Below are 21,201 nucleotides of genomic sequence, written 5' to 3'. Positions count from 1 at the left end.
CCGTGCCCGGAACCGTGCTACTTGACGACCAAGCCATGGGCCGCGGCGAACGCCACCGCCAGTTCGACGTCCACGTACGCGCCGCGCAAGTCCGACTGCACCAGCCCGTTCGCGTCGACCACCGCACCGCGCAGGTCGGCTCCGGGAAACTTCGTGCCGATCATCCGGGACCCGGACAGATCCGTGCCCCGCAGGTCGGAATCCGTCAGATCCGCCTCGTTGAGGTTCACTTCCCGCATCCGCAGACCGGACAGGTCCAGTTTCCGCAACCGGCCGCGCGCGAACGACGCGAGCGACAGATCGCATTCGGTCAGCGCGATCCCGGTGTAGCGACAGTCCACAAAGGACGAACCAAGCAGCGAGCACGACGACCAGCGGCTGTCGGCGAGCACCGAGCGGTCGAACGTGCAGGAGCGGAACGCCGACGCGTCGTGCCGCGAACCGGCGAGATCGACCTTGGTGAAGTCGCAGTTGTCGAAGGTGCAGCCGCGGGTGCGCAGGTCGCGCAGGTCCGCTTCGGTGAAATCGCAATCCACGAACTGGCGTTTTTCCCACCACTGGCCGGAAAGTCGTGCTTCGGTGTAGTCCTCGCCGGTCTCCGTCACCCGGACAGGATGTCATCCGCCCCGGTGCCGGCTTTGCGACGGGGTGGCTGCGAGCCGCCGGAAGGCGTGTGTCCACGAACTGTCCGCCGGTCATCGGAAGTCCCGCGATCTCGTGGGAATCCGCAGCCTCAGCTGCTCCAGTTTCTGCGCGCGCACGCTCGCGACGCCGTCCGCTTTTTCCAGCACTCCGTGCACCAGCAGCGCCGAACTGCCCCGCGCGATCCGATGGAACCGTTGCCACAGCCCGAGTGTGCAGATCACGTTCACCATGCCGGTCTCGTCCTCGAGATTCAGGAACGTGACTCCACCGGCGGTCGCCGGCCGCTGGCGGTGCGTGACCGCTCCACCGACGAGCACTCGTTCCCCGTCGGACCGGCCCAGCAGCTTGTCGGCGGTGATGACCCCGAGCGCGTCGAGGCGGTCTCGGATGAACTCCGTCGGATAGCTGTCCGGCGAGATCCCGGTGGCCCAGACATCGGCGGCGGCGACGTCGAGCCCGTCCATTCCGGGCAGCATCGGCGCGTCCACGCCGACGCCGGTGCCGGGCAGTTTCTCCGGCCGGTCCTGCGCGACCGCGCCCGCGGACCACAACGCCTGCCGCCGGTCCGGGCCGAACGCGCTGAACGCACCCGCGGTGGCCAGTGCTTCCAGCTGCGGTGTGGTGAGCCGGACGCGCCTGCCGAGGTCGGACATGCTCTCGTACCGGCCGTTCGCCTGCCGTTCCGCCACGATCTCCTTGGCCAGCGTTTCGCCGATCATCCGGACGGTGCTGAGCCCGCCGCGTACCGCGTGGAGTTTCCCCTTGCCCGGCAACGCTTCCAGGGTCGCGTGCGGGAGGCTCAGGTTGATGTCCGGGCCGAGCGTGGTGACGCCGTGCCTACGCGCGTCCGCCACCAGCGACTGCGGCGAGTAGAACCCCATCGGCTGCGCCCGCAGCAGACCCGCGCAGAACGCGTCCGGGTGGTAGTGCTTGAAGTACGCGCTCGCGAACACCAGATGCGCGAAGCTCAGCGCATGGCTTTCCGGGAAGCCGAAGTTGGCGAACGCCTTGAGCTTCTGGAAGATTTTCTCCGCCAGCTCAGCGTCCACCTCGTTGGCGACGGCCCCGTCAAGGAACCGCTTGTGCAGCCGTTCCATCTTCCGCTGCGACCGTTTCGACCCCATCGCGTGCCGAAGCTGGTCGGCCTCGGCCGGGGTGAATTTCGCGACGTCCAGGGCGATCTGCATCATCTGCTCCTGGAACAGCGGCACTCCCAGCGTTTTCTCCAGAGCGTTCTCCAGCAGCGGATGGTCGTAATCCCACTTCTCGCGCCCCTGCTTGCGGCGGATGTACGGGTGCACCGAACCGCCTTGGATCGGGCCCGGCCGGATCAACGCGACTTCCACGGCCAGGTCGTAGAATTTCTCCGGCCGCAACCGCGGCAACGTGGCCAGCTGAGCCCGGCTTTCCACCTGGAACACGCCGATCGCGTCGGCGCGGCAGAGCATTTCGTAGATGTTCTCGTCAGTGAGGTCCAGTTCGGCGAGATCGATCGTCTCGCCCTTGTACTCCTTGACCAGGTCGAGCATGTAGTGCAACGCGGAGAGCATGCCGAGCCCGAGCAAATCGAACTTCACCAGCCCGACCGCGGCGCAATCCTCCTTCTCCCACTGCAGAACGCTGCGGTTTTCCATCCGCGCCCATTCGACCGGGCACACCTGGCTCACCGGTTCCCGGCACATCACCATGCCGCCGGAGTGGATGCCGAGGTGCCGCGGGAAGTCTTCGAGGGCGAAGGCGAGCTGCACGACGTCGTTCGGGATGTCGTGGTCATGGTCTTTTTCCGTGCTGCGCAAGGCTCCCCAGCGGTCGATTTGCTTGCTCCACGCGTCCTGCTGGCCCGTCGAGTAGCCGAGCGCCCTGGCGGCGTCGCGGATCGCGGAGCGGGCGCGGTAGGTGATCACGTTCGCGACCTGTGCGGCGTTGAGCCTGCCGTGTTTGCCGTAGACGTACTGGATCACCTCCTCGCGCCGGTCGGACTCGATGTCGATGTCGATGTCCGGATAGCCGTCGCGGTCGGGCGCGAGGAACCGTTCGAAGAGCAGGTGGTACTCGATGGGGTCGACCTTGGTGATCTCAAGCGCGTAGCAGACCGCCGAGTTGGCCGCGGAACCTCTTCCCTGGCACAGAATGTCGTGGTCCCGGCAGAATCGCGCGATATCCCAGACGATCAGGAAGTACCCGGGGAACTCGAGTTTCTCGATCACCTCCATCTCGTGCTCGATCTGCTGCCAGGCCTTGTCCGCGTGGTCCTTGCCCGAGTAGCGCTTCTCGAAGCCCTCCTTGACGATGTTTCGCAGATGCGTGGTCTCGGTCTCGCCAGGCGGTACGTCGAACGGCGGCAGCTCCGGCGCGAGCAGCTCCAACGGGAAGGCGCATTCCATGCCCAGCAAGGCCGACCGTTGCACCGCGCCCGGGTATCGCTGGAAAACTTCCGCCATTTCGTTGCCAGAGCGCAAGAACGCGGCGGCGTCGCCGGGCAGCCAGCCTTCGAGATCGTCGATGCTGCGCCGGGCGCGGATGGCGGCGACGGCGTCCGCGAGCCGGCCTCGTTCCGGGCGAGCGTAATGCGCGGCGGTGGTCGCGACAGTGGGCAGCTTGAGTTCGCCGGCCATCTCGGTCAGCAGGTCGTTGTGCGTGCTGTCGAGCGGCTGACCGTGGTCGATCAATTCGACATAGACCTGGGTTTGGCCGAAGAGGTCGACCAGCCGGCGCAGTTCGGCGAACGCGGCGTCCGCGCCTTCGCGCACCAACGCCGAACGCACGGATCCCTTGCGGCAGCCGGTCAGCACCGCGCATTTCCCCGCGACTTCCTCTGCCACGGCGGCCAAATCGTAGATCGGGCGGCCTTTTTCGGCCCGCTCCACGTCTTCGCCTTCGTGGCCGCGCAACTGTCCGGCGGTGATCGCGCGGCACAGGCTGCGGTAGCCGTCGCTGCCGCGAGCCAGCAGCAGGAGGTGCTCGCCCTCGGGGTCGGCGACACCGTTTTGCGGCGCGGACAGCCCGAAGCTCAGCTCAGTGCCGAACACCGTTGCGACGCCTAGCTCTTTGGCCGCTTCGGCGAACCGGACCACGCCGTACATGCCGTCGTGATCGGTGAGCGCGATCGCGTCGAGCCGCAGCCGCGCGGCTTCCTCCACCAGTTCCTCGGGGTGGCTGGCGCCGTCGAGGAAACTGAAGTTGGAGTGGCAGTGCAGTTCGGCGTACGCCACTCGCGGTCCGGCTTCCAGGTCGCTGCGCGGCGGCGGGATGTCGGCGGGGCGGCGGTACCCCTCGCGTTTGCGTCCCCACGCGGGACTGTCGCCGTGGTCGCCGGGCGGCATCCCGCCCGACAGCGCCCGCGCGAGGTCCTTCCACGGGACCGGCGGGTTGTTCCAGCCCATCGTCAGTCCATCCGGTTCTCAGGCGATCGGCGGGGTTCCGGGATCAGCAGTGCGACCGGCACCGAGTCGAGCGGGCACGGCGGTTCGACCGGGACGCGGGGCACCGGCAGGTCGTGGTCCATCACGGGCGAATTCCTTTCGTTGTCTCCACCGGGTTTTTCGGGTTTCGTGGCGGCTTGGTTCAGTCGTAGCTTCCCTCCACTGTCCACACTGGATTTTCTGTTCCGGAGCAGAGGACGAGCACCGCCTCCGGCGCCTCGTTTTCCCCTGCCGCGAGCAGCAGTTGCAGCCGGGCTTGCTGCGGTCCGGTCGACCGACGGCCCGACGTGGCCGGCCACGGACCGGCCCATCCGGTGATCGGCCGGGGCGGCCCGCCCGCGACGCACAGTCCGTGCGGCGGCGCGGTCAGCCGTTTGCGCGAGGTGAGACCGACTGGCCGTCCTTGCGCGTCGATGACCTGGACTGGCAACGGTTGTTCCAGCACCGTCGCCGGGGACGGGGACGGCAACCGGGCAGGCCACGTGGCGTCCGGCGGTCCGGCAGGTTCCCGCGGATCACCCCACGGAATGAGCCGGACCCGGCTCGCCGGATCGCGTCCGCCGTCGAGCAGCGGCGTGACCACGCCCTCCGGACCGAGCAGACCTTGCACCCGCACGAACGCGCGGCCGGCCCGTTCGGCAGCCAATTCCTCGTCCTCGCCGGGACCGGCGCCGGGATCGCTCCCCCGCCACAGCCCCAGCTGCAATGACCTCCCTTCGACGGTCTCTTCCGGTTCGAGCCGCAACCGCGCGACCCCGGCCGTGGGCCGTTCGCCGGGCGCGGCCTTGAGCCAGCCCTCGAACTGCCACCGGACCCGGTCCGCAACCCCTTGCGGCGTAAGTGGTTCCGCACAACGCCAGACGCGACCGAGCTGCTCACCGTTCTCAGTTGTCGCGTATATACCCAATCGAGTGCATGCGAGCCCGCGATCGGCGAGCGCGGCGTGGAACCGCGCGCCGAGTTTTTTGGCCATGAACGCGGCGACGTCCACCCGGGCAAGCACTGGATCGAACGATTCGGCAAGCGACAGTTCCGGCGGCGGACTGCGGCGCAACGGCGGCCGGTCGGACAGCCCCCGGGCCAGCCGATGCGCGAGCACGCCGGTGCGCCCGAACCGAGCGGCCACGTCCCGCTCGCCGAGTTCGGCGAAGGCGCCGAGCGTGCGCAACCCGAGCCGGACGAGCAGGCCGACCAGATCCGCGCGCTCGGCATCCGGCTGGTCCAGCTCAGTCACCGGCAACGGAGCGAGAAATTCGGCGCTCCGCCCAGGTTCGACCAGCGCCCCCTGCCGTGCGGCCAGCGTCGCCGCGAACAGTCCTTCCGCCACGCCGACCTGGCATTCGACTCCCGCCGCCGCGGCCACCTGGTCCACCAGTTTCTCCGCGAGCTGCGGTTCGCCGCCGAAATACCCGGCCGCCCCCGCGACAGGAACCGCGAGCAACCCGGGCCGCACCACTTCCAGCCCGACGACCAGTTCCTCCACCGCCGACGCGACATTCTCGAAAAACCGTGCGTCCCGCGCCTCGTCTACGCCGAACACCGCCAGGTCAGGACACTGGGATTCCGCTTCCCGCCGCCGCATGCCGCGCCGGATGTTCCGCGCCCGCGCGACTGCAGTGCACGCCACGACCCGGTTGGCATGAAACACCGCCGCCGGCTGGGTAAGCACACTCCCCGCCGCGGCGACGGCAGCGACCGCGGGCCAGTCTGGGCACCACAAGACCAGCATCCGCACGGGATGGCGACGCGGATCATTCTGTCCTTTGTGGACAATTTGGTTCACCCGACCGCCTCTTCCCGCGCCGCGACGCGCTTCTCGCCCCGGGAAACCCGACCGTCCTGGCCAGGAAGAAGCACCGATGCCGACCGAGGCCGAGCTGCTGCACCGCGTCCGCGGGCGTGTACTTCGACCGGGCGGGAACGGAGGTGTCCGGCACCGTGCTCGAGCACCCCGGTCCAGGTGCCTGGGGTGCAGTGCAGCTCGACGTCGGCGGAAGGCCAGGGCCCCAGCGAAAGCAGCACGGCCCCGCGGTGCCGAGCCCGAGCCGCAAGCCTCCGCGCGACGTCCGGCCGGACCGACCGGGGTTCGGTGACGACGAGGTCGACGCCGTCGAGCAAAGCGGCCATCACCGCCGGGTATTCGGCCCCCGGCTGCGGAACCAACGCGAGCCGCGAGACGACGACGCCGTGCTCGGCCGCCGCGACAATCCCCAGCGACGGGGCCCCGACCACCGCCGCCCACGCCCCGGCGGCGGTCGCCTCCGCGAGCAACGCGAACAGCAGCGAGGTGGAGTGGTGAACCGCGACGACGCTCCCGCGGCGCAACCCGGCTCCGGGGAGGAGATCGGCCAGTGCTGGGGCCACCGGAAGCATCCGCCCGGCAGCCTGCCCCCAGTCGGCCCGGGAAGCCCGCTCGGCGGCGACGGTGCTGGCAGTGCTGACGCCGGGGAGGGCGGTCAGTTTGGCCAGCGGGTGTGCTGGGTCTGCCGGTGAGGGCGGGTCTGTTGGGCGGAGCCGGGTTGGGGGACGGAGTTTCGAGGGTTCGGGGGTTGCTGGGCGCAGTTGGGTTGACGGGGGTTCGGGGGGAGTTTCCTGGCTGGGCTCAGTTAGCGGGGTGGAAGGAGTTTCCGGGCGCAGCTGAGACGGCGGGGTGAGCGAGCGAAGACGAGTTGGCGGCTCCGATTCAGGTTGAGGCGGCGAATCGCGTTCAGCAGACGAGTGACCCCGAGCGGAAGGCCGTAGTGAATCAGGTCCGCTGGACGCGCGCGAGGCAGGGCGAGGCTCACGGCCGGATTCGGCTGATCGGACCTGCGAACGAAGCTCGGTGGGCGACCTGGCTTCCGCTGCCTTGCCGGAGGTGGCCGGTGTCCATGGTTCGAACGCTGTGCCCAGCCGGGTGCGGGATCCGTTCTCCCCCAAGGAGAACTTCAGGCTCGGGGAACTCGCGGACATCGCGGCGACTGGCGTCCGTTCCTTCGCCAAGGCTTCGAGCGCCGACCACGGCACCAGTACTTCCCACGAGCGTGCCGGCCGCGCCTCCGGCACGCTCGTGGGCGCGGAAGGTTCCGCAGCGGAGAAGATCTCCCGAGATGTCTGCTTCAGCAGAGGTGATTTCCTTGCGGTGACAAGGAGATCGGTCGTGGCAGAGTCAGCAGGAAGAACTGGAGCGCGCAGGTTTCCGGGCACCGCCGAAGAGTCGCTCGTCGCGGAAGCGGCCTCGGCCAGAGCCACCGCGGCGCCCTCTCCCGACACCGCCCCAGTCAAAGCCGAAGCACTGCTCGCTCCCAACGCCGCTCCGGCCGCTTCCGGAACTCCCCTAGCCCCGGAAGCTCCCGACGCCACCCTGACCGCGGACGAAGAACCGTTCGCCGCCGAGGCTCCCCAAGCCATCTCGGCGACGGCCGAAGAACCACCCGCCGCCGAAGCTCCCGCAGCCAAGGCAACAGCGCTGCCTGCCCCCGAAGCCACCCCGGCCAGAGTCGAAGCCTCGCCCGCTTCCCAAAAACCAGCCGAGGCACCGTCCGCACAACCAGTCGAGGCACCGTCCGCGGAAGTCCCCCCAGGCTCACCAGCCGCCCCCGCGGCCGAGAAAACCTCTGCACCTTCCGCGATCTCCGAAGCAAACCCCGAAGAAGCAGCCCCCGAAGTCGCTCCGGTCGTCACCGGTTTCTCCTTCCGCCGGGATTGGCCGACGGTCCGTCCCGGGACAGGTCGTCATACCTGGCCCGGGACGGACGCCGGCACACCGCGGGGAAGGCGGTTCCGCATCCTCATCCGTGCGGAAACCGCACGGTCACCCAACAAATCGCACCCACAACACACCACTGCGCCGAACAGTATCGAACACCCGTTCGACACCACCTAGTCTCACCCGCCCTCCCCCGCCTGTCAAGCGCGCACGGAGAAAGAACCCGGAAGATCACCGGACACCAGGAAAACCGCTCTTTACACTGGGAACCCTGATGAAGACAGGACACATCGCCCTTCGGGGTTTCGCCGAAGCTGACCTTCCGGTGCTCGACCGGTTCTCCACGGACCCGGACGGCGCCGGGACCTTCCAGTGGACGAGGTTCACCGGACCGCAGGCACGGCGCCGGTTCGCCGAGGACGGGTTCCTCAGCCCGGCGTCGAGCGCGGTCGCGGTGACTGTCGACTCGGTCGTCGCCGGGATGGCTACCTGGGAAGCGGCCGACCGGGGCGGGCCTGCCGGCGGGTGCTTCCGGGTCGGGGTCGCGTTGCTGCCTGACTATCGCGGCCACGGCACCGCCGCGAAGGCGTACCACCTGCTCGTCGACCAGCTCTTCCGGCACACCCGCGCGCACCGGCTCGAAGCCTTCGTCGACAGTGAGGACGTCGCCGGGCAGCACACGCTCGAAAAGACCGGCTTCCATCGCGAAGGCCTGCTGTGCCAGGTCACCTGGCGCGACGGCGGTTACCGCGACGAGGTCGTCTACGCGATCTTGCGCGAGGGATGAAAAAACCGGCCGGGACCCGAAAGTCCCGGCCGGTCAGCGAAAAACTCAGTGCGCGAAGTGGCGCGTTCCGGTGAGGTACAGCGTGATCCCGGCGGCCTCGGCGGCGGCGATCACCTCGGCGTCGCGGATGGACCCGCCGGGCTGCACGACGGCTCGCACGCCCGCCTCGATCAGCACCTCGAGCCCGTCCGGGAACGGGAAGAACGCGTCCGACGCGCCGACCGAGCCCTTCGCCCGGTCACCCGCCCGCGCGACCGCCAGCCGCGACGAGTCGACGCGGTTGACCTGGCCCATGCCGACGCCGACGGTCGCCTGCTCGTGCGCCAGCAGGATCGCGTTGGACTTCACCGCGCGCAGCGCACGCCACGCGAATTCCAGGTCCGCCAGGGTCTGCTCGTCGGCGGGCGAGCCGGTGGCCAGCGTCCAGTTCGCCGGGTCGTCGCCGGGGGCGTCGATCGCGTCGGCGGTCTGCACGAGGACGCCGCCGGAGATCGGCCGGAACTCCACCGGGGACGCGTTCTCGATCGCGGGCAGCTTCAGCAGCCGCACGTTCTTCTTGCGCTGCAAGATCTCCAGCGCTTCCGGCTCGAAGTCGGGGGCGAGCACGACCTCGGTGAACACCTCGGCGATCTGCTCCGCCGCCGCGACGCTCACCGGCCGGTTCGTGGCGATCACGCCGCCATACGCGGACACGGGGTCGCAGGCGTGCGCCTTGCGGTGCGCTTCGGCGACGTCCGTGCCGACAGCGATCCCGCACGGGTTGGCGTGCTTGATGATCGCGACAGCCGGCTCGGAGAAGTCGAAAGCGGCCCGACGCGCGGCGTCAGTGTCGACGTAGTTGTTGTACGACATCGCCTTGCCGTGAAGCTGCTCCGCGTGCGCGAGGCCCGGCTGCGCACCGCGGTACAGCGCCGCCTTCTGGTGCGGGTTCTCGCCGTAGCGCAGTACGTCCGCACGGTCCCACGTCGCGCCGAGGAAGTCCGGGAAGCCACTGTCGTCCGAAGGCGCGTACGCGTTGGCGAACCACGAAGCGACAGCCGTGTCGTACGCAGCCGTGTGCGCGTACGCCTGCGCAGCGAGCCGCTTGCGGTCCGAGAGTTCGAAGCCGCCCGCGGAGACCTGCTCAAGCACCCACGCGTACCGCGCCGGGTCCACGACGACAGCGACACTGCCGTGGTTCTTCGCGGCCGCGCGCACCATCGCGGGGCCACCGATGTCGATGTTCTCGACGCAGTCTTCGAAGCTCGCGCCGGACGCGACAGTCGCCTGGAACGGGTACAGGTTCACCACGAGCAGGTCGAACGCCGCGATGTCGAGCTGCTTCAGCTGCGCGACGTGGTCGTCGTTGCTCTGGTCGGCGAGCAGGCCGGCGTGCACGCGCGGGTGCAGCGTCTTGACCCGGCCGTCGAACGACTCGGGGAACCCGGTGACCTGCTCGACCGGCGTGACCGGAACCCCGGCGTTCGCGATGACCTTCGCCGTGCCGCCGGTCGACACGATCTCCACGCCGGCCGCGTGCAGGCCGGTCGCGAGCTCGAGCAGGCCGGCCTTGTCCGAGACGCCGATCAGCGCGCGCCGGACCGGGCGCCGTCCCTGTGCTGTGCTCACGAAAACCTCACCTTTCGTCCGTCCACGGTGCACCCACCACGGCCGAGTCGCTCGATCGTTTCAACCAGCAGCCTGCGTTCCACGGCTTTGATCCGCTCGTGCAGGACGTCTTCGGTGTCGTCGGTCTCCACCGGCACCGCCTCCTGGGCGATGACCGGGCCAGTGTCCACCCCGGCGTCGACGAAATGCACCGTCGATCCGGTGACGCGCACGCCCGCGGCCAGCGCGTCGGCGACCGCGTGCATCCCGGGGAACGACGGCAGCAGCGCGGGGTGGGTGTTGATCACGCGGCCCGCGAACCGCGACAGGAATTCCGGCCCGAGGATCTTCATGAAACCCGCGGACACCACGAGGTCGGGCTGATAAGCCGCGACGGCCTCGGCGAGCGCGCGGTCCCAGGCGGCCCGGTCCGGATGGTCGGCGACGCGCACGGTGAACGACGGCACGTCCGCCCGTTCCGCCCGCGCGAGCGCCTCGATGCCGGTGCGATCCGCGCCGACCGCGACGACGGCGGCCGGGAACCCGGGCTGCCCGACCGCGTCGAGCACAGCCTGCAGCAGCGTGCCGGAACCGGACGCGAGCACGACGATCTTCACCGGAGTGGGCAGTTCCAAGCGGCTGGCCAGAACGGGCTCCTTGCACGGCGGTACGCCTCGGGCGCACGGCGCTTCACCAGGTCGCCCCAACCCTAACGGTCGTCCTCGACGGGCTTCGCGTCGCCGGAGTCCTCGGTGGACTCGGTCACAGCGTCCGGCTCTTCGGCGGGGGTTTCGGGCTCGTCCTCCGGCAGGTCGAGGCCCAGTTCCGCGTCCGCCTCGGCGTCGAAGTCCTCGTCGCCCTCAGCCGAGGCCTCGTCGGATTCTCCGGCAGGCTCTTCGGGGTCTTCGGAGTCTTCAGCGTCTTCGGATTCCTCGGCCTCGTCCGTATCCGCGACGTCCTCGTCGGACTCGGACTCCTCAGCATCCTCGGACTCAGCCGATTCGGACTCGGCTTCAGGCTCAGCCTCGTCCTCCACCTCGAGCGAGCCGACCGGCTGCATCGGAGCGTGCGCCCCCGCGAAGAAGGCCACGAACCCGGCCGGAATGACGATCCAGCAGAACGCGACGATCGACGCCACCCCGACCGGCACGCTGACCGGGTCGAACGGACCGTCGCCGAGCCGTCCGCCGGCGAACGTGCCCAGCAGCACGCAGCCGAATCCGACGACCGCGCCCGCGACGACCACGACCCGCAGCCGCGCCGCCGGATCCTCGTCCACCGCGCGGACCGACCAGCCCACCAGCACGCCGACCGCCAGCGGCAGCACCAGCAGCACCGGCCACCACGACGCGGCGTGCTCGGGAATGCCGCCGAGCAGCGGGACCCCGGGGACGGAACCGCCGCGGTAGCCGATGAGGTGCACGTCGAGACTGCCGATGCTGAATCCGGGTCCGCTCACGAACGACATCGCGGCGACCACGGCGTTCGGCAGGTACAGCACGGAAAGCAGGAACAGGCCGAAGCTGCTCCCGAACGACGGCTCGAACAGGCTGGACACCGTGCGCGCGGACAGCGCCGTGGCGGCGGTCAGCGTCAGCGCGCCAGCGGCCAGCAGCGCGAACAGTCCGAGCAGGCCCGCGCGCAGGCCGCGAAGAGCCAGCGGATCGAGCCGGTCGGCGAGCACCCGCGGCATCCCGGACCGGCGAAGCACGCCGCCGGTGGCCGCGAGCCCGGAGATCACGGCGGGCACCACCGCGGCGAGCCAGAAGTTCGCCCGCACTGGTTCGCCGATCGACAGCAGCGAAATCAGCACTCCGAACAGCAGATGCGCGCCGGAAATCGTGGCGATCAACGGGACCGCGTGCCGCAGCCTGGCGCAGCGAAGCCGTCGCACGGCCTTGGCCGCCGCGCGCGCGACCAGCAGTACCACCCCGATCGTCGGCAGCAGCGGCAGCATCCCGAGCGGATGGCCGCCGATCCCGAGTTCGACCTGGTAGGCGGCCAGCCAGCCAGGTCCCGCCGACAGCAGCACGCCGCCCGCGGAGAAGACCGCGTGCTGGGCGGTCAGGGCGACGAGCGCGAGCAGCGTGGCGACCACCGCGTAGCCGGTGACGAGCGGGCCGAGCGCCGCGGCGAGCAACACCCGGAACCGGGGAACATCCTGGTCAAGGGAGTCGCCCACCGGCTCGTCGCCCGCGGGGCGTCCGGGACTGGTGAGCACCTGCATGTCCTCGACCATGACATCCGCACTCGGCCGTCCGGGTGAGGCACGCCGCCCGGCGGACGTGGCGAATCCAACGCCCACCCGGTCGTGGCACCGGGCCAAGAAAAACACCCGCTGTGACACGGAGAGTCACAGCGGGTGGGTGATGCGAAGGGGTTTCAGCCTTGCTGTCCGAAACCTCCGGGCGGCGTGCCCGGTTTGTTCTGGTCCGCGGGCGGCTGGAAGAACTGGCCCTGCTGCGGCGCGTACGTCGTGGCCTGTCCGCCCGGCGGCGGAGTGGCGGGCGGCTGCTGCCCCGGAGCGGGCGGCTGCTGACCCTGCTGACCGGGAGCCGGCTGGTACTGCGTCGGCTGGTACTGGCCCTGCTGGCCGTAGGGCTGCTGGTACGCCGGAGCGGACGGCTGCGGCGTCGGCGGCTTGAGCACGTTGTACTCGAACAGCAGCACCGCGACCGACGCGGCCGCCTGCAGCAGACCGAGGATCAGCACCACGATCACGATGGCGGACGACCGCCCGGAGATGACGGCGTCGAGCGCGCCCAGCCCGCCGACCACGCTGAACAGCGCGGCGAAAGGCAGCGTCTTCGGCCCCTTGGGCAGCAGGTTCAGCGCCGACAGCAGACCGCCGACGAGCAGGAACAGAATGGGCTGCCCGGCCGTGCCCGCCTCGGAAGCGAAGCCGAGGAAGTACTGCACCAGGCCGAGCCCGGCCACGCCGAGGGACAGCAGCAGCGGAAGGTTCGGCGGCGCACCGGCACCCGCGGCAGGCGGACCCTGCTGCGGCTGGGGCTGCTGCGGGAACCCGCCCGACGGGGGCGGTCCCTGGGACGGCTGGCCCTGCTGAGGGTAGCCGGGCCCGCCACTGGGGAAGGTCATCGGAAGCTCTCCTGTCTCATCGACCGGCGGTTCGGGATCTTGAGGCACCCGGGGTGCACCGGCGGCGTCCCCCGCTCACGAGTGACTGCACGCTAGCGCATCCGCGCTGGGCGTCCGCGTCGTTGGACGCACCGGACACCGGATCGGTTGCGGGCGGAAACGACGGAGGCCGGGCACCGTGTCGGTGCCCGGCCTCCGCCAGTGGAGTCGCTGCTGGTCAGCCGAGGCTGTTGTACAGCTCCCGGGCGAGAACCGCGGTCTCGCTCGGGGTCTTGCCGACCTTGACGCCGGCGGCCTCGAGGGCCTCCTTCTTCGCCGCGGCGGTGCCGGACGAACCGGAGACGATCGCGCCCGCGTGGCCCATCGTCTTGCCCTCAGGGGCGGTGAAGCCCGCGACGTAGCCGACGACCGGCTTGGTCACGTTCTCCTTGATGTAGGCCGCGGCCCGCTCCTCGGCGTCGCCGCCGATCTCGCCGATCATCACGATGACCTTGGTGTCGGCGTCCTTCTCGAACGCCTCGAGGGCGTCGATGTGGGTGGTGCCGATGACCGGGTCGCCGCCGATGCCGACAGCGGTGGAGAAGCCGATGTCGCGCAGCTCGTACATCATCTGGTAGGTCAGCGTGCCCGACTTCGACACGAGGCCGATCGAGCCCGGGCCGGTGATGTCGGCCGGGATGATGCCCGCGTTCGACTTGCCGGGGCTGATCACGCCGGGGCAGTTCGGCCCGATGATCCGGGTCTTGTTGCCGGTCGCGACCGCGTGCGCCCAGAAGTAGGCCGAGTCGTGCACCGGGATGCCCTCGGTGATGACGACGGCCAGCGGGATCTCGGCGTCGATCGCCTCGATGACCGCGTCCTTGGCGAACTTCGGCGGCACGAAGATGACCGACACGTCGGCGCCGGTCTCCTTGATGGCCTCCTCGACCGTGCCGAACACGGTGAGGTCCTTGCCCTCGACGGTGACCGTCTGGCCTGCCTTGCGGGCGTTGACGCCGCCCACGATGTTGGTGCCGGACTTCAGCATCTTGGTCGCGTGCTTCATGCCCTCGGAGCCGGTGAGCCCCTGGACGATGACCTTGCTGTTCTCGTTGAGGAAGATCGACATCTCACGCACCTGCCGCGGCGAGCTCGGCAGCCTTGTCGGCCGCGTTGTCCATTGTGTCCACCACGGTGACCAGCGGGTGGTTCGCGTCGGCCAGGATCTGGCGACCCTCGACGACGTTGTTGCCGTCCAGGCGGACGACCAGCGGCTTGGTGGCCTCGTCGCCCAGGATCTTCAGCGCCTCGACGATGCCGTTCGCGACCGCGTCGCAGGCGGTGATGCCGCCGAAGACGTTCACGAACACGCTCTTCACGTCGGTGTCGTTGAGGATGACGTCCAGCCCGGCCGCCATGACCTCGGCCGACGCGCCGCCGCCGATGTCGAGGAAGTTGGCGGGCTTCACGCCGCCGTGCTTCTCGCCCGCGTACGCCACGACGTCCAAAGTGGACATCACGAGGCCCGCGCCGTTGCCGATGATGCCGACCTCGCCGTCGAGCTTGACGTAGTTGAGGTTCTTGGCCTTGGCCTTCGCCTCGAGCGGGTTCTCGGCCTGCTTGTCGACGAGCTCCTCGTGCGCCGGGTGGCGGAAGGAGGCGTTCTCGTCGAGGGTGACCTTGCCGTCGAGGGCGATGATCTTGTCCTGCGGGTCGCGGACCAGCGGGTTGACCTCGACCAGGGTGGCGTCCTCGGAGACGAAGGTCTCCCACAGCTTCACCACGACGTCGGCGGCCTCGTCGATGATCTCGGCCGGGAAGTTGCCCGCCTTGAGGATCTCGAGCGCGGTGGCCTTGTCGACGCCCTTGATCGCGTCGACCGGGATCTTGGCGAGCGCGTCCGGGCGCTCGACCGCGAGCTGCTCGATCTCCATGCCGCCCTCGGACGACGCCATCGCGAGGAAGGTGCGGTTGGCGCGGTCGAGCAGGAAGGAGAAGTAGTACTCGGACGCGATGTCCGAGGCTTCCGCCACCAGCACGCGGTGCGTGATGTGGCCCTTGATGTCGAGGCCGAGGATGGCTTCCGCCTTCTCCTTCGCCTCGTCGGGCGTCTGGGCCAGCTTGACGCCGCCCGCCTTGCCCCGGCCGCCGACCTTCACCTGCGCCTTGACGACGACCTGGGTGCCGATCTGCTCCGCGGCGGCCTTGGCTTCTTCCGGGGTGCTTGCCACGGCACCCGGCAGAACCGGTACTCCGTGGGCGGCGAAGAGATCCCTCGCCTGGTACTCGTAGAGGTCCACTACTCCAGTCTCCTGACGACACGCCACTGTGGTGGTCCGTTTTCCGGACCGCGCTGTCGGACCAGTCGAGGTTAGCGACCAGCGCAGACGCAGGGGACGCCGCACCTGGTGAAGTCGGTCACCGTGCGCGGTCAGAGGGTGTGAGACCGCCCACCGACAAGCATTTCAGCGGCCTTTTCGGGGCTTTCGGAGCCCAACTCGATCACTGTGGTGCCGGAGAGCGCTTCCGCGAGACCTTCGGGCACGGGACCGCCGAGGAGGCCCAGAATGTCTGGATCCTCCTGTTCGGTGGTGCGCACGATCTTTTCCGCCGTGTCGAGGTGTCCTACGTGGACGACTTCGAGACCGGCGTCGCGCAGCAATCGCGCCAACGGAATCGCCGCGGTTTCTTCAGCCAGCTCCACGAGGACGACGCGCCGCGGACTCACTTCTTCGCACCGGCGGCCGCGATGACAGCGGTGATCACTGCCGCTGCTGTCGCGGCGAGCCCGAGCCAGAAACCCGCACCCGGCTTCGCGGCGTAGAAAAGGATGCTGACCAGCGGAATCTCGGCGACGCGCAAGGCAAGGAGCAGTGCCGCTCCAGCCAGTCCCGCCGCCGCGGCACCAGGCCGTGAACGAACGCTCAACCCGAGCGTCCCGAGAACGACGAGCAGCGCGGCGAGCAATCCCCACGACGGAGTGTCGAAATCGGACCAGAGACCGGGCGGCGCGTAATCCTGCGCGGTGAACACCGGCGTGCCGAACGCCGCGATCGCCAGCACCGCGGTGATTCCGGCCGGAATGAGCGCGGCGGAACGCGCCCCTTCGGTACCGGTGTCATCGCGTTCCACGACGCCGGTGATCACCGCGGCCAATCCGGTAAGCCCGGCGAGTCCGAGTGCGATCGCGGTGAAAACGGCACCCGCGCCGAGGTGATAACTGATCGCGCCGCCCAGCCCGCCGAGCCCAGTCGCTTCGGAGGCGGTGATGGCCGTGCTGAGAACCGCTGTTCCCGCGAGAACGACGCCGGCCCACAACACCGCGAGAATTCCGCGCGCGATCGGCGCGGTGCGGCGGGAGAGGAGGAAAGGTGTTGGCAGCACGACAAGAACTGCCGCGACCAGCAGCTGCAGACGAGCCGGGCTGTCCGTGCTGTTGCCGAGCTGCGGAGCGTACGCACCGATCGCCGCCGCGACCCCGGTCAGCAACGCGAGCAGTCCGGTGAGCGCACGCCAAATGGTGAGCCCGGGGACGCGAGCCTCGCCGGCCAGGTCGGTGCGCTCGGTTTGCGTCTGCTGCGGTGTCGCAAGTGGAGTGAGGACGAGGACCAGCACCATCGGCACGACGGCGAGATACGCGCCCGTCGAGACCTCCAGCCCGGACACGGCGAACCCGGCGACCAACGTCGGCACCGCGACGGCGAGCACCGCCGCGACAATCCCGCCGAGCGTCCCGCGAGCGACACCGTCGGAGCCAGCGAAAACCCCGAGCACCGCGGCGACCGGCAGCGCACCGGCGAGGAGAAGGTACCCGGCGAGCGCCAGTCCCGGGCCCTCGAATGCTGACCGCGCAAGGAGAAACGGATCGTCCGAGAGGACGGGGGTCATCAGCAATCCGACTGCTGCCACGACGGCGAGCAGCGGAATGATCAGCCGCCAACGACGTTTGTCGTCGCCGCCGGCGATCTCGTTGCGCTCCAGCACGACGCGCGCGGCCACTATCCCGGCGGCGAGCGTCAGCAGATGCCCGGCGATCAGCAGCCAGAACCCGATGCCGACACCGCTGCGGTCGAGCAGGCGGTCCGGGAGGTACAGCTCGGGGCGGATGGTTTTGGAGCCGTTGACGAGGAATTGGAGATCGAGGATCAGCCTGCCCGGTGCGAGAGCGGCGAGTCCGGTGACGAGACCGGCCGCCAGTCCGTAGCGGCCGCTTCGGGCTGCGGCGACCGCGATTCCGGCTGGGACGACGGCGAGGATGGCTAGGAGCGGCCAGGAGAGGTAACCGGGTCCGGCGTCCGGTGAGACCGGGGCGATGGCGCCTGCGGCCAGGGCCAGGGAGCCGACGGCGAGGAGGGCGGTGGCGGCTTGGAGCCTTGGGGAGGGGGGTTGGTCGGTTATGTCTAGGAGGGCCTCGCCTTTACGGCCTGCGTCTCCGCGGCTTGCGTCGGCCCTGCTTGTGTCCTGACGGCTGGGGATGGTCCGAGGCGCAGACCTCTGCTCGTCAGGGATGGCGGCAGGCTTCCGGCTAGCCAGACCTGCCTCGTCACGCCGTTGCCCGGCGGCAGGTTCCCGGCTTGCCGGGCTTTCCGCAGCGGACTGGTCGCTGGTGACCGGGTCGGCTGAGCTTTCAGCGGAAGTCTCCTCGCCACGGCTAGGCGAGTCGGCGGGACTTGTCGACGTCGGCTCGGTGCCGCCGGGTGAGTCCACCGAACGTCCAGCGGGGTCCGTCCCGCGGCGACGGGACGAGTCGGCGGGGCTGTCGGCGGGATCCGATTTCGCGCGGTCGGCGTCGCGGCGGGCACGGGCTCGGGCGGCGGCCTTGCGCTCGGCGAGGCTGGGACGCCGGGGTCCGGCGGGACGGCCCGGTGTGTCCGGGGCGGAATCGCCGTCGGAAGGCTCTGGGGTCGGCGGAGTCATCGCTCGCGACGCTAGCAAGGACCGGCCCCGGCGCGGGGACAGCAGGGCCGCCTCGACCAGGCCGGAACGCACTTCCAGGTGAATTCGCCGCCGGATGAACCTTTGGCCGTTCCCGCGCGTCTGACGGGTGCGAAGAAAAAATTCCGCCGATCCGCGTAAGAGGGGCGCGGGCCGGAGGTCTCGACGGCAAGAGGGACTGGAGTGCCGGAGGGAGCGTCGGGAAAAAACTTCGGGGAAGTCGCGTAAGGGAGTGGCGTTCGGGGCGTCACTCCGGCACGGGGCGAAGCACGGGGACACATCGCGGGGGCGATGGACGAGGTCGGATGCCTGTTCGTGGCAGGTGCCCGACCCGGTCGCGGAGGGGAGCCGCGGCGGGTGCCGGAAGGTCGTGGGGACGGCCAGCCGGGACCGAGATGGAGGGGCCGAGGCCTGCCGGGGAGGGCAGGTGAACGGCCGCGTCGCGGAGGGAGCCGCGAACTCCGTTCCTGGCAGGCCGGGGAGGACCTGCCAGGAACGGAGACGGCCAGTGCCTGCCGGGACAGGCAATCAGGCCGGGTCGCGGAGGGGACGGCGACAGGCTCGGCAGATCGTGGGGACGGTCGGCCGAGATTGGGGACAGGGACGGCCGGGGCCTGCCGGGGAGGGCAGGTAACCGGCCGCACCGCTCAGAACCCGCGGGGCTTGCCGTGAGTGACCGGCATCACAAGTTTCGCCGTGAAACTGCTTCAACGCACCGGAGTGGCCGGTTATTTCGTCCGCGAGAGCGCCGGGAGGGCGTTCATGGACGTTGGGCCATCCGAAGGTATGTGACTCAAGCCACAAACGGCGAAGTAGTTTCCGATTAACTTTGGGTAGTTTCCACAGCTAGACGCGCGATGCGCGCCACTCGTTCGGCCGAAAGCCCGGTCGCGTCTTGCTCATTGAGGCGCCGCTTCGTTACTGTCCTGCGGTCCCCATTACAGTCAGGTCACGAAGCAGGACGCTGAGCGAATCACCCCCGAGGTTCGTTCACGGGATCCCCCGCCCGAGTCCGTTTCCGCCCGGCTCCCCGACGATGGAAGGCCCTGTCTTGGCTTCACACCGCTCCCCCGGCGGCCAAGCCCCTTCCCCGGCGCTGAAAGACGCACTGGACGGTGCAGTCATCCGCGTCCGGGGGCAGCACCGCATCGCCCCGCCCTCCTCCGCGCTTCGCGGACGGGTCGTGGTCGCCGCCGTCGCGGCTGGCGCGTTCGCCGCAGCCGCCGCCGGGCAGACCCTCAAGTCCACCAGCGGCGGAGATTCCGACGCCGCGGTCACCCCGCTCGCCAACGCACAGAACGCGAGCGCCTCGTTCACCCTCGGCAGCGCGGGCTCCGGGGGAGCTCCCGAACTGCTGCCGGCCGGGCACGCCGTCGACGCCTCCGCTGAAGCCGCGAAGATGGCCGACAGCGCCAAGGTCACCAAGGCCCGCGTGCAGGCGGAAACCGAAGCCGCGCGTCAGGCCGCCGAAGAGGCCGCCCGCCCGAAGACCTGCATGCCCGCTCACGGCACGTTCACCTCCGGCTTCGGCGCCCGCTGGGGCACGAGCCACCTCGGCATCGACATCGCCAACTCGATCGGCACCCCGATCTACGCCGCCTCCGACGGCACCGTCATCCAGGCCGGCCCTGCCAGCGGTTTCGGCCTCTGGGTACGCATCCAGCTCGACGACGGCACCATCCAGGTCTACGGCCACATGAACAGCTTCTCCGTCCGCGAGGGCCAGAAGGTCAAGTGCGGCCAGCAGATCGCCGAGATCGGCAACCGCGGCGAGAGCACCGGCCCGCACCTGCACTTCGAGGTGTGGCAGGACGGCACCAAGAAGATCGACCCGCGCCCGTGGCTTGCCGCTCGCGGCGTGAACGTCTGAGCCAGACCGCATTTCCTGCTCGCCGGGCGACCGGTGCAGTGGTGCCTTGCCGCCGCACGGCAGCGTCGACTGAGTTTGGTTCGTACGGATTCTTTCTTGGCTGCTCGTGGTGGAAACGCCTTTGTGCGTGAGGAACTCTGGCGGCGCGAGACCTGGTGTCGACAGGCTCGTCGGTGAAATGGGATTTCGTCGGTTAGTCGCACCGCATGGCCGTCGGTCCGAACAATCGGCGACGAGTTCCAACGATCTCTGCCCGGCTTGAGCGAGACTTTCAGCTGTCAGGCGATGGCGTCACGGATCGCTGCCCGGTAGGCGACGGACGAAGTAGGCGACTGCTACCTGCCACACTGTGCACAGGTCGGCGCGTCTTCGCCATGGCATCCATCGCGCGAGTCCCTCGTCAGCGCGCGATGTTCCTCCGCAGACGACACATCTGCCGTCTGGTCCTAATGCGTGCTGTTTCAGCAGCGCGCGCCATGCTGCGGCCAGCCGTGCCACATCCCCTGGCACGTCCCGAGCTGGCCAAGCTGCCGTCCCCACGGCAACCGTCCCCGCGACTCTCCTCAAGTACTCCTGTACCCCAGCGGCAAATACCCCAAACAGCACCGCGTCCATCCCCTGCGTCCCTTCTGCAGCCTACCGCATTTCATCGAACTTGTGTTCGATGAAACTCAGTATGCCGGAGGGGACCGACAAGATCGGCGGGTTCAATGGGGAGTTCACTCGGTCCGGCGAAAGATGTCCCGGACGGGGCGGGCAGGCGTCCGACACCGGGCAGGAGTGGGTTACGGCAGGAGACCGGGAACACGCGGGAGCCGCGCAGGGCCCGGGCGACGCCGAGTTTTGGCACCGCCAGCGGGAAAACTAGGGCGAGTGGACCTACACCGGAGGACGACGAGGAAGGCTTCGCGGGGAGGACGGCTCGCGGTACCGACAGGGGTGGCTTGCCACGGCTGGAAGCATCACGCGCCAGACGTGCGGGGCTGACGCCTGGAGAGGCAATGGGAGCTGAGGGGCACCGTTGCGCGAAAGGCAGCGTGGAGCCCAGAGCAGTGCTGCGGTGTTGGCGGCGGCCAGTGTTCACTGTGGCGAGTCAGCTTGGACAGTCCCGCTCTGGCGCGCCGGACTGTGGAGAATCGGGCCCACGGCACGGCACGGCACGGCACGGCACGGCACGGCACGGCACGGC

General features: G+C 69.5%; 16 protein-coding genes. 3 read left to right on the top strand and 13 right to left on the bottom strand.

Features of this window, described 5'->3' with window-relative positions:
- Positions 1 to 17: 17 nt before the first annotated feature.
- The 5 genes from EIZ45_RS32515 to EIZ45_RS32500 all read right to left on the bottom strand — a co-directional run bounded on the left by EIZ45_RS32515 (position 18) and on the right by EIZ45_RS32500 (position 6,440).
- A complete protein-coding gene (locus EIZ45_RS32515) occupies positions 18 to 605 on the bottom strand; it encodes a pentapeptide repeat-containing protein (protein WP_037816173.1) in 588 nt (195 codons plus the stop codon).
- A gap of 90 nt (positions 606 to 695) precedes the next feature.
- Positions 696 to 4,028, bottom strand: coding sequence for an error-prone DNA polymerase (locus tag EIZ45_RS32510; protein WP_134667596.1), 3,333 nt, complete (start codon positions 4,026 to 4,028; stop codon positions 696 to 698).
- Between the two features lie 2 nt (positions 4,029 to 4,030).
- Positions 4,031 to 4,153 carry a hypothetical protein gene (locus EIZ45_RS47445; RefSeq protein ID WP_255443579.1) on the bottom strand — a complete coding sequence of 41 codons (123 nt, stop codon included), beginning with the start codon at positions 4,151 to 4,153 and terminating at the stop codon, positions 4,031 to 4,033.
- Positions 4,154 to 4,209: 56 nt separating this feature from the next.
- Positions 4,210 to 5,796, bottom strand: coding sequence for a DNA polymerase Y family protein (locus tag EIZ45_RS32505; protein WP_167754267.1), 1,587 nt, complete (start codon positions 5,794 to 5,796; stop codon positions 4,210 to 4,212).
- Between the two features lie 50 nt (positions 5,797 to 5,846).
- On the bottom strand, positions 5,847 to 6,440 hold the full coding sequence (locus EIZ45_RS32500; RefSeq protein ID WP_037816176.1) for a hypothetical protein: 594 nt from the start codon (positions 6,438 to 6,440) through the stop codon (positions 5,847 to 5,849).
- Between the two features lie 451 nt (positions 6,441 to 6,891).
- On the opposite strand from EIZ45_RS32500, the gene EIZ45_RS32495 reads away from it, so the two are divergent.
- Positions 6,892 to 7,932 (top strand): hypothetical protein, encoded by a 1,041-nt coding sequence (locus EIZ45_RS32495; RefSeq protein ID WP_134667598.1) that lies wholly within the window; start codon positions 6,892 to 6,894, stop codon positions 7,930 to 7,932.
- Positions 7,933 to 8,029: 97 nt separating this feature from the next.
- Positions 8,030 to 8,542 (top strand): GNAT family N-acetyltransferase, encoded by a 513-nt coding sequence (locus EIZ45_RS32490; RefSeq protein ID WP_134667600.1) that lies wholly within the window; start codon positions 8,030 to 8,032, stop codon positions 8,540 to 8,542.
- A 45-nt stretch (positions 8,543 to 8,587) separates the two neighbouring features.
- On the opposite strand, the gene purH is transcribed toward EIZ45_RS32490, so the two are convergent.
- The 8 genes from purH to EIZ45_RS32450 all read right to left on the bottom strand — a co-directional run bounded on the left by purH (position 8,588) and on the right by EIZ45_RS32450 (position 18,124).
- Entirely contained in the window at positions 8,588 to 10,150 is a 1,563-nt protein-coding gene (gene purH / locus EIZ45_RS32485; RefSeq protein WP_134667602.1) for a bifunctional phosphoribosylaminoimidazolecarboxamide formyltransferase/IMP cyclohydrolase, read from the bottom strand.
- Positions 10,147 to 10,764, bottom strand: a complete 618-nt coding sequence (gene purN, locus EIZ45_RS32480) for a phosphoribosylglycinamide formyltransferase (RefSeq protein WP_043835174.1) — start codon at positions 10,762 to 10,764, stop codon at positions 10,147 to 10,149. Before purN ends, purH begins: the two co-directional genes overlap by 4 nt.
- A 74-nt stretch (positions 10,765 to 10,838) precedes the next feature.
- The gene (locus EIZ45_RS32475) at positions 10,839 to 12,368 is read right to left on the bottom strand and encodes a DUF6350 family protein (RefSeq protein ID WP_167756617.1); all 1,530 of its coding nucleotides are present in this window, start codon (positions 12,366 to 12,368) and stop codon (positions 10,839 to 10,841) included.
- Positions 12,369 to 12,511: 143 nt separating this feature from the next.
- Positions 12,512 to 13,228, bottom strand: a complete 717-nt coding sequence (locus tag EIZ45_RS32470) for a DUF5336 domain-containing protein (protein ID WP_134667606.1) — start codon at positions 13,226 to 13,228, stop codon at positions 12,512 to 12,514.
- Between the two features lie 217 nt (positions 13,229 to 13,445).
- A complete protein-coding gene (gene sucD, locus EIZ45_RS32465; RefSeq protein ID WP_037816181.1) occupies positions 13,446 to 14,336 on the bottom strand; it encodes a succinate--CoA ligase subunit alpha in 891 nt (296 codons plus the stop codon).
- Between the two features lies 1 nt (position 14,337).
- On the bottom strand, positions 14,338 to 15,507 hold the full coding sequence (gene sucC, locus EIZ45_RS32460) for an ADP-forming succinate--CoA ligase subunit beta (protein ID WP_134667608.1): 1,170 nt from the start codon (positions 15,505 to 15,507) through the stop codon (positions 14,338 to 14,340).
- A gap of 131 nt (positions 15,508 to 15,638) precedes the next feature.
- On the bottom strand, positions 15,639 to 15,911 hold the full coding sequence (locus EIZ45_RS32455; RefSeq protein ID WP_370318210.1) for a hypothetical protein: 273 nt from the start codon (positions 15,909 to 15,911) through the stop codon (positions 15,639 to 15,641).
- A 20-nt stretch (positions 15,912 to 15,931) separates the two neighbouring features.
- Positions 15,932 to 18,124: a hypothetical protein gene (locus tag EIZ45_RS32450; protein ID WP_240690853.1), complete on the bottom strand. Its 2,193-nt coding sequence runs from the start codon at positions 18,122 to 18,124 to the stop codon at positions 15,932 to 15,934.
- A gap of 1,201 nt (positions 18,125 to 19,325) precedes the next feature.
- Between EIZ45_RS32450 and EIZ45_RS32445 the strand changes: the two genes are divergently transcribed.
- A complete protein-coding gene (locus tag EIZ45_RS32445) occupies positions 19,326 to 20,012 on the top strand; it encodes a M23 family metallopeptidase (RefSeq protein ID WP_037816184.1) in 687 nt (228 codons plus the stop codon).
- Positions 20,013 to 21,201: the final 1,189 nt, after the last annotated feature.

The sequence above is a fragment of the Amycolatopsis sp. CFH S0740 genome (assembly GCF_004522315.1).
Taxonomy (GTDB): Bacteria; Actinomycetota; Actinomycetes; order Mycobacteriales; family Pseudonocardiaceae; genus Amycolatopsis; species Amycolatopsis nivea.
This window is presented reverse-complemented; position numbering and strand designations above follow the sequence as displayed.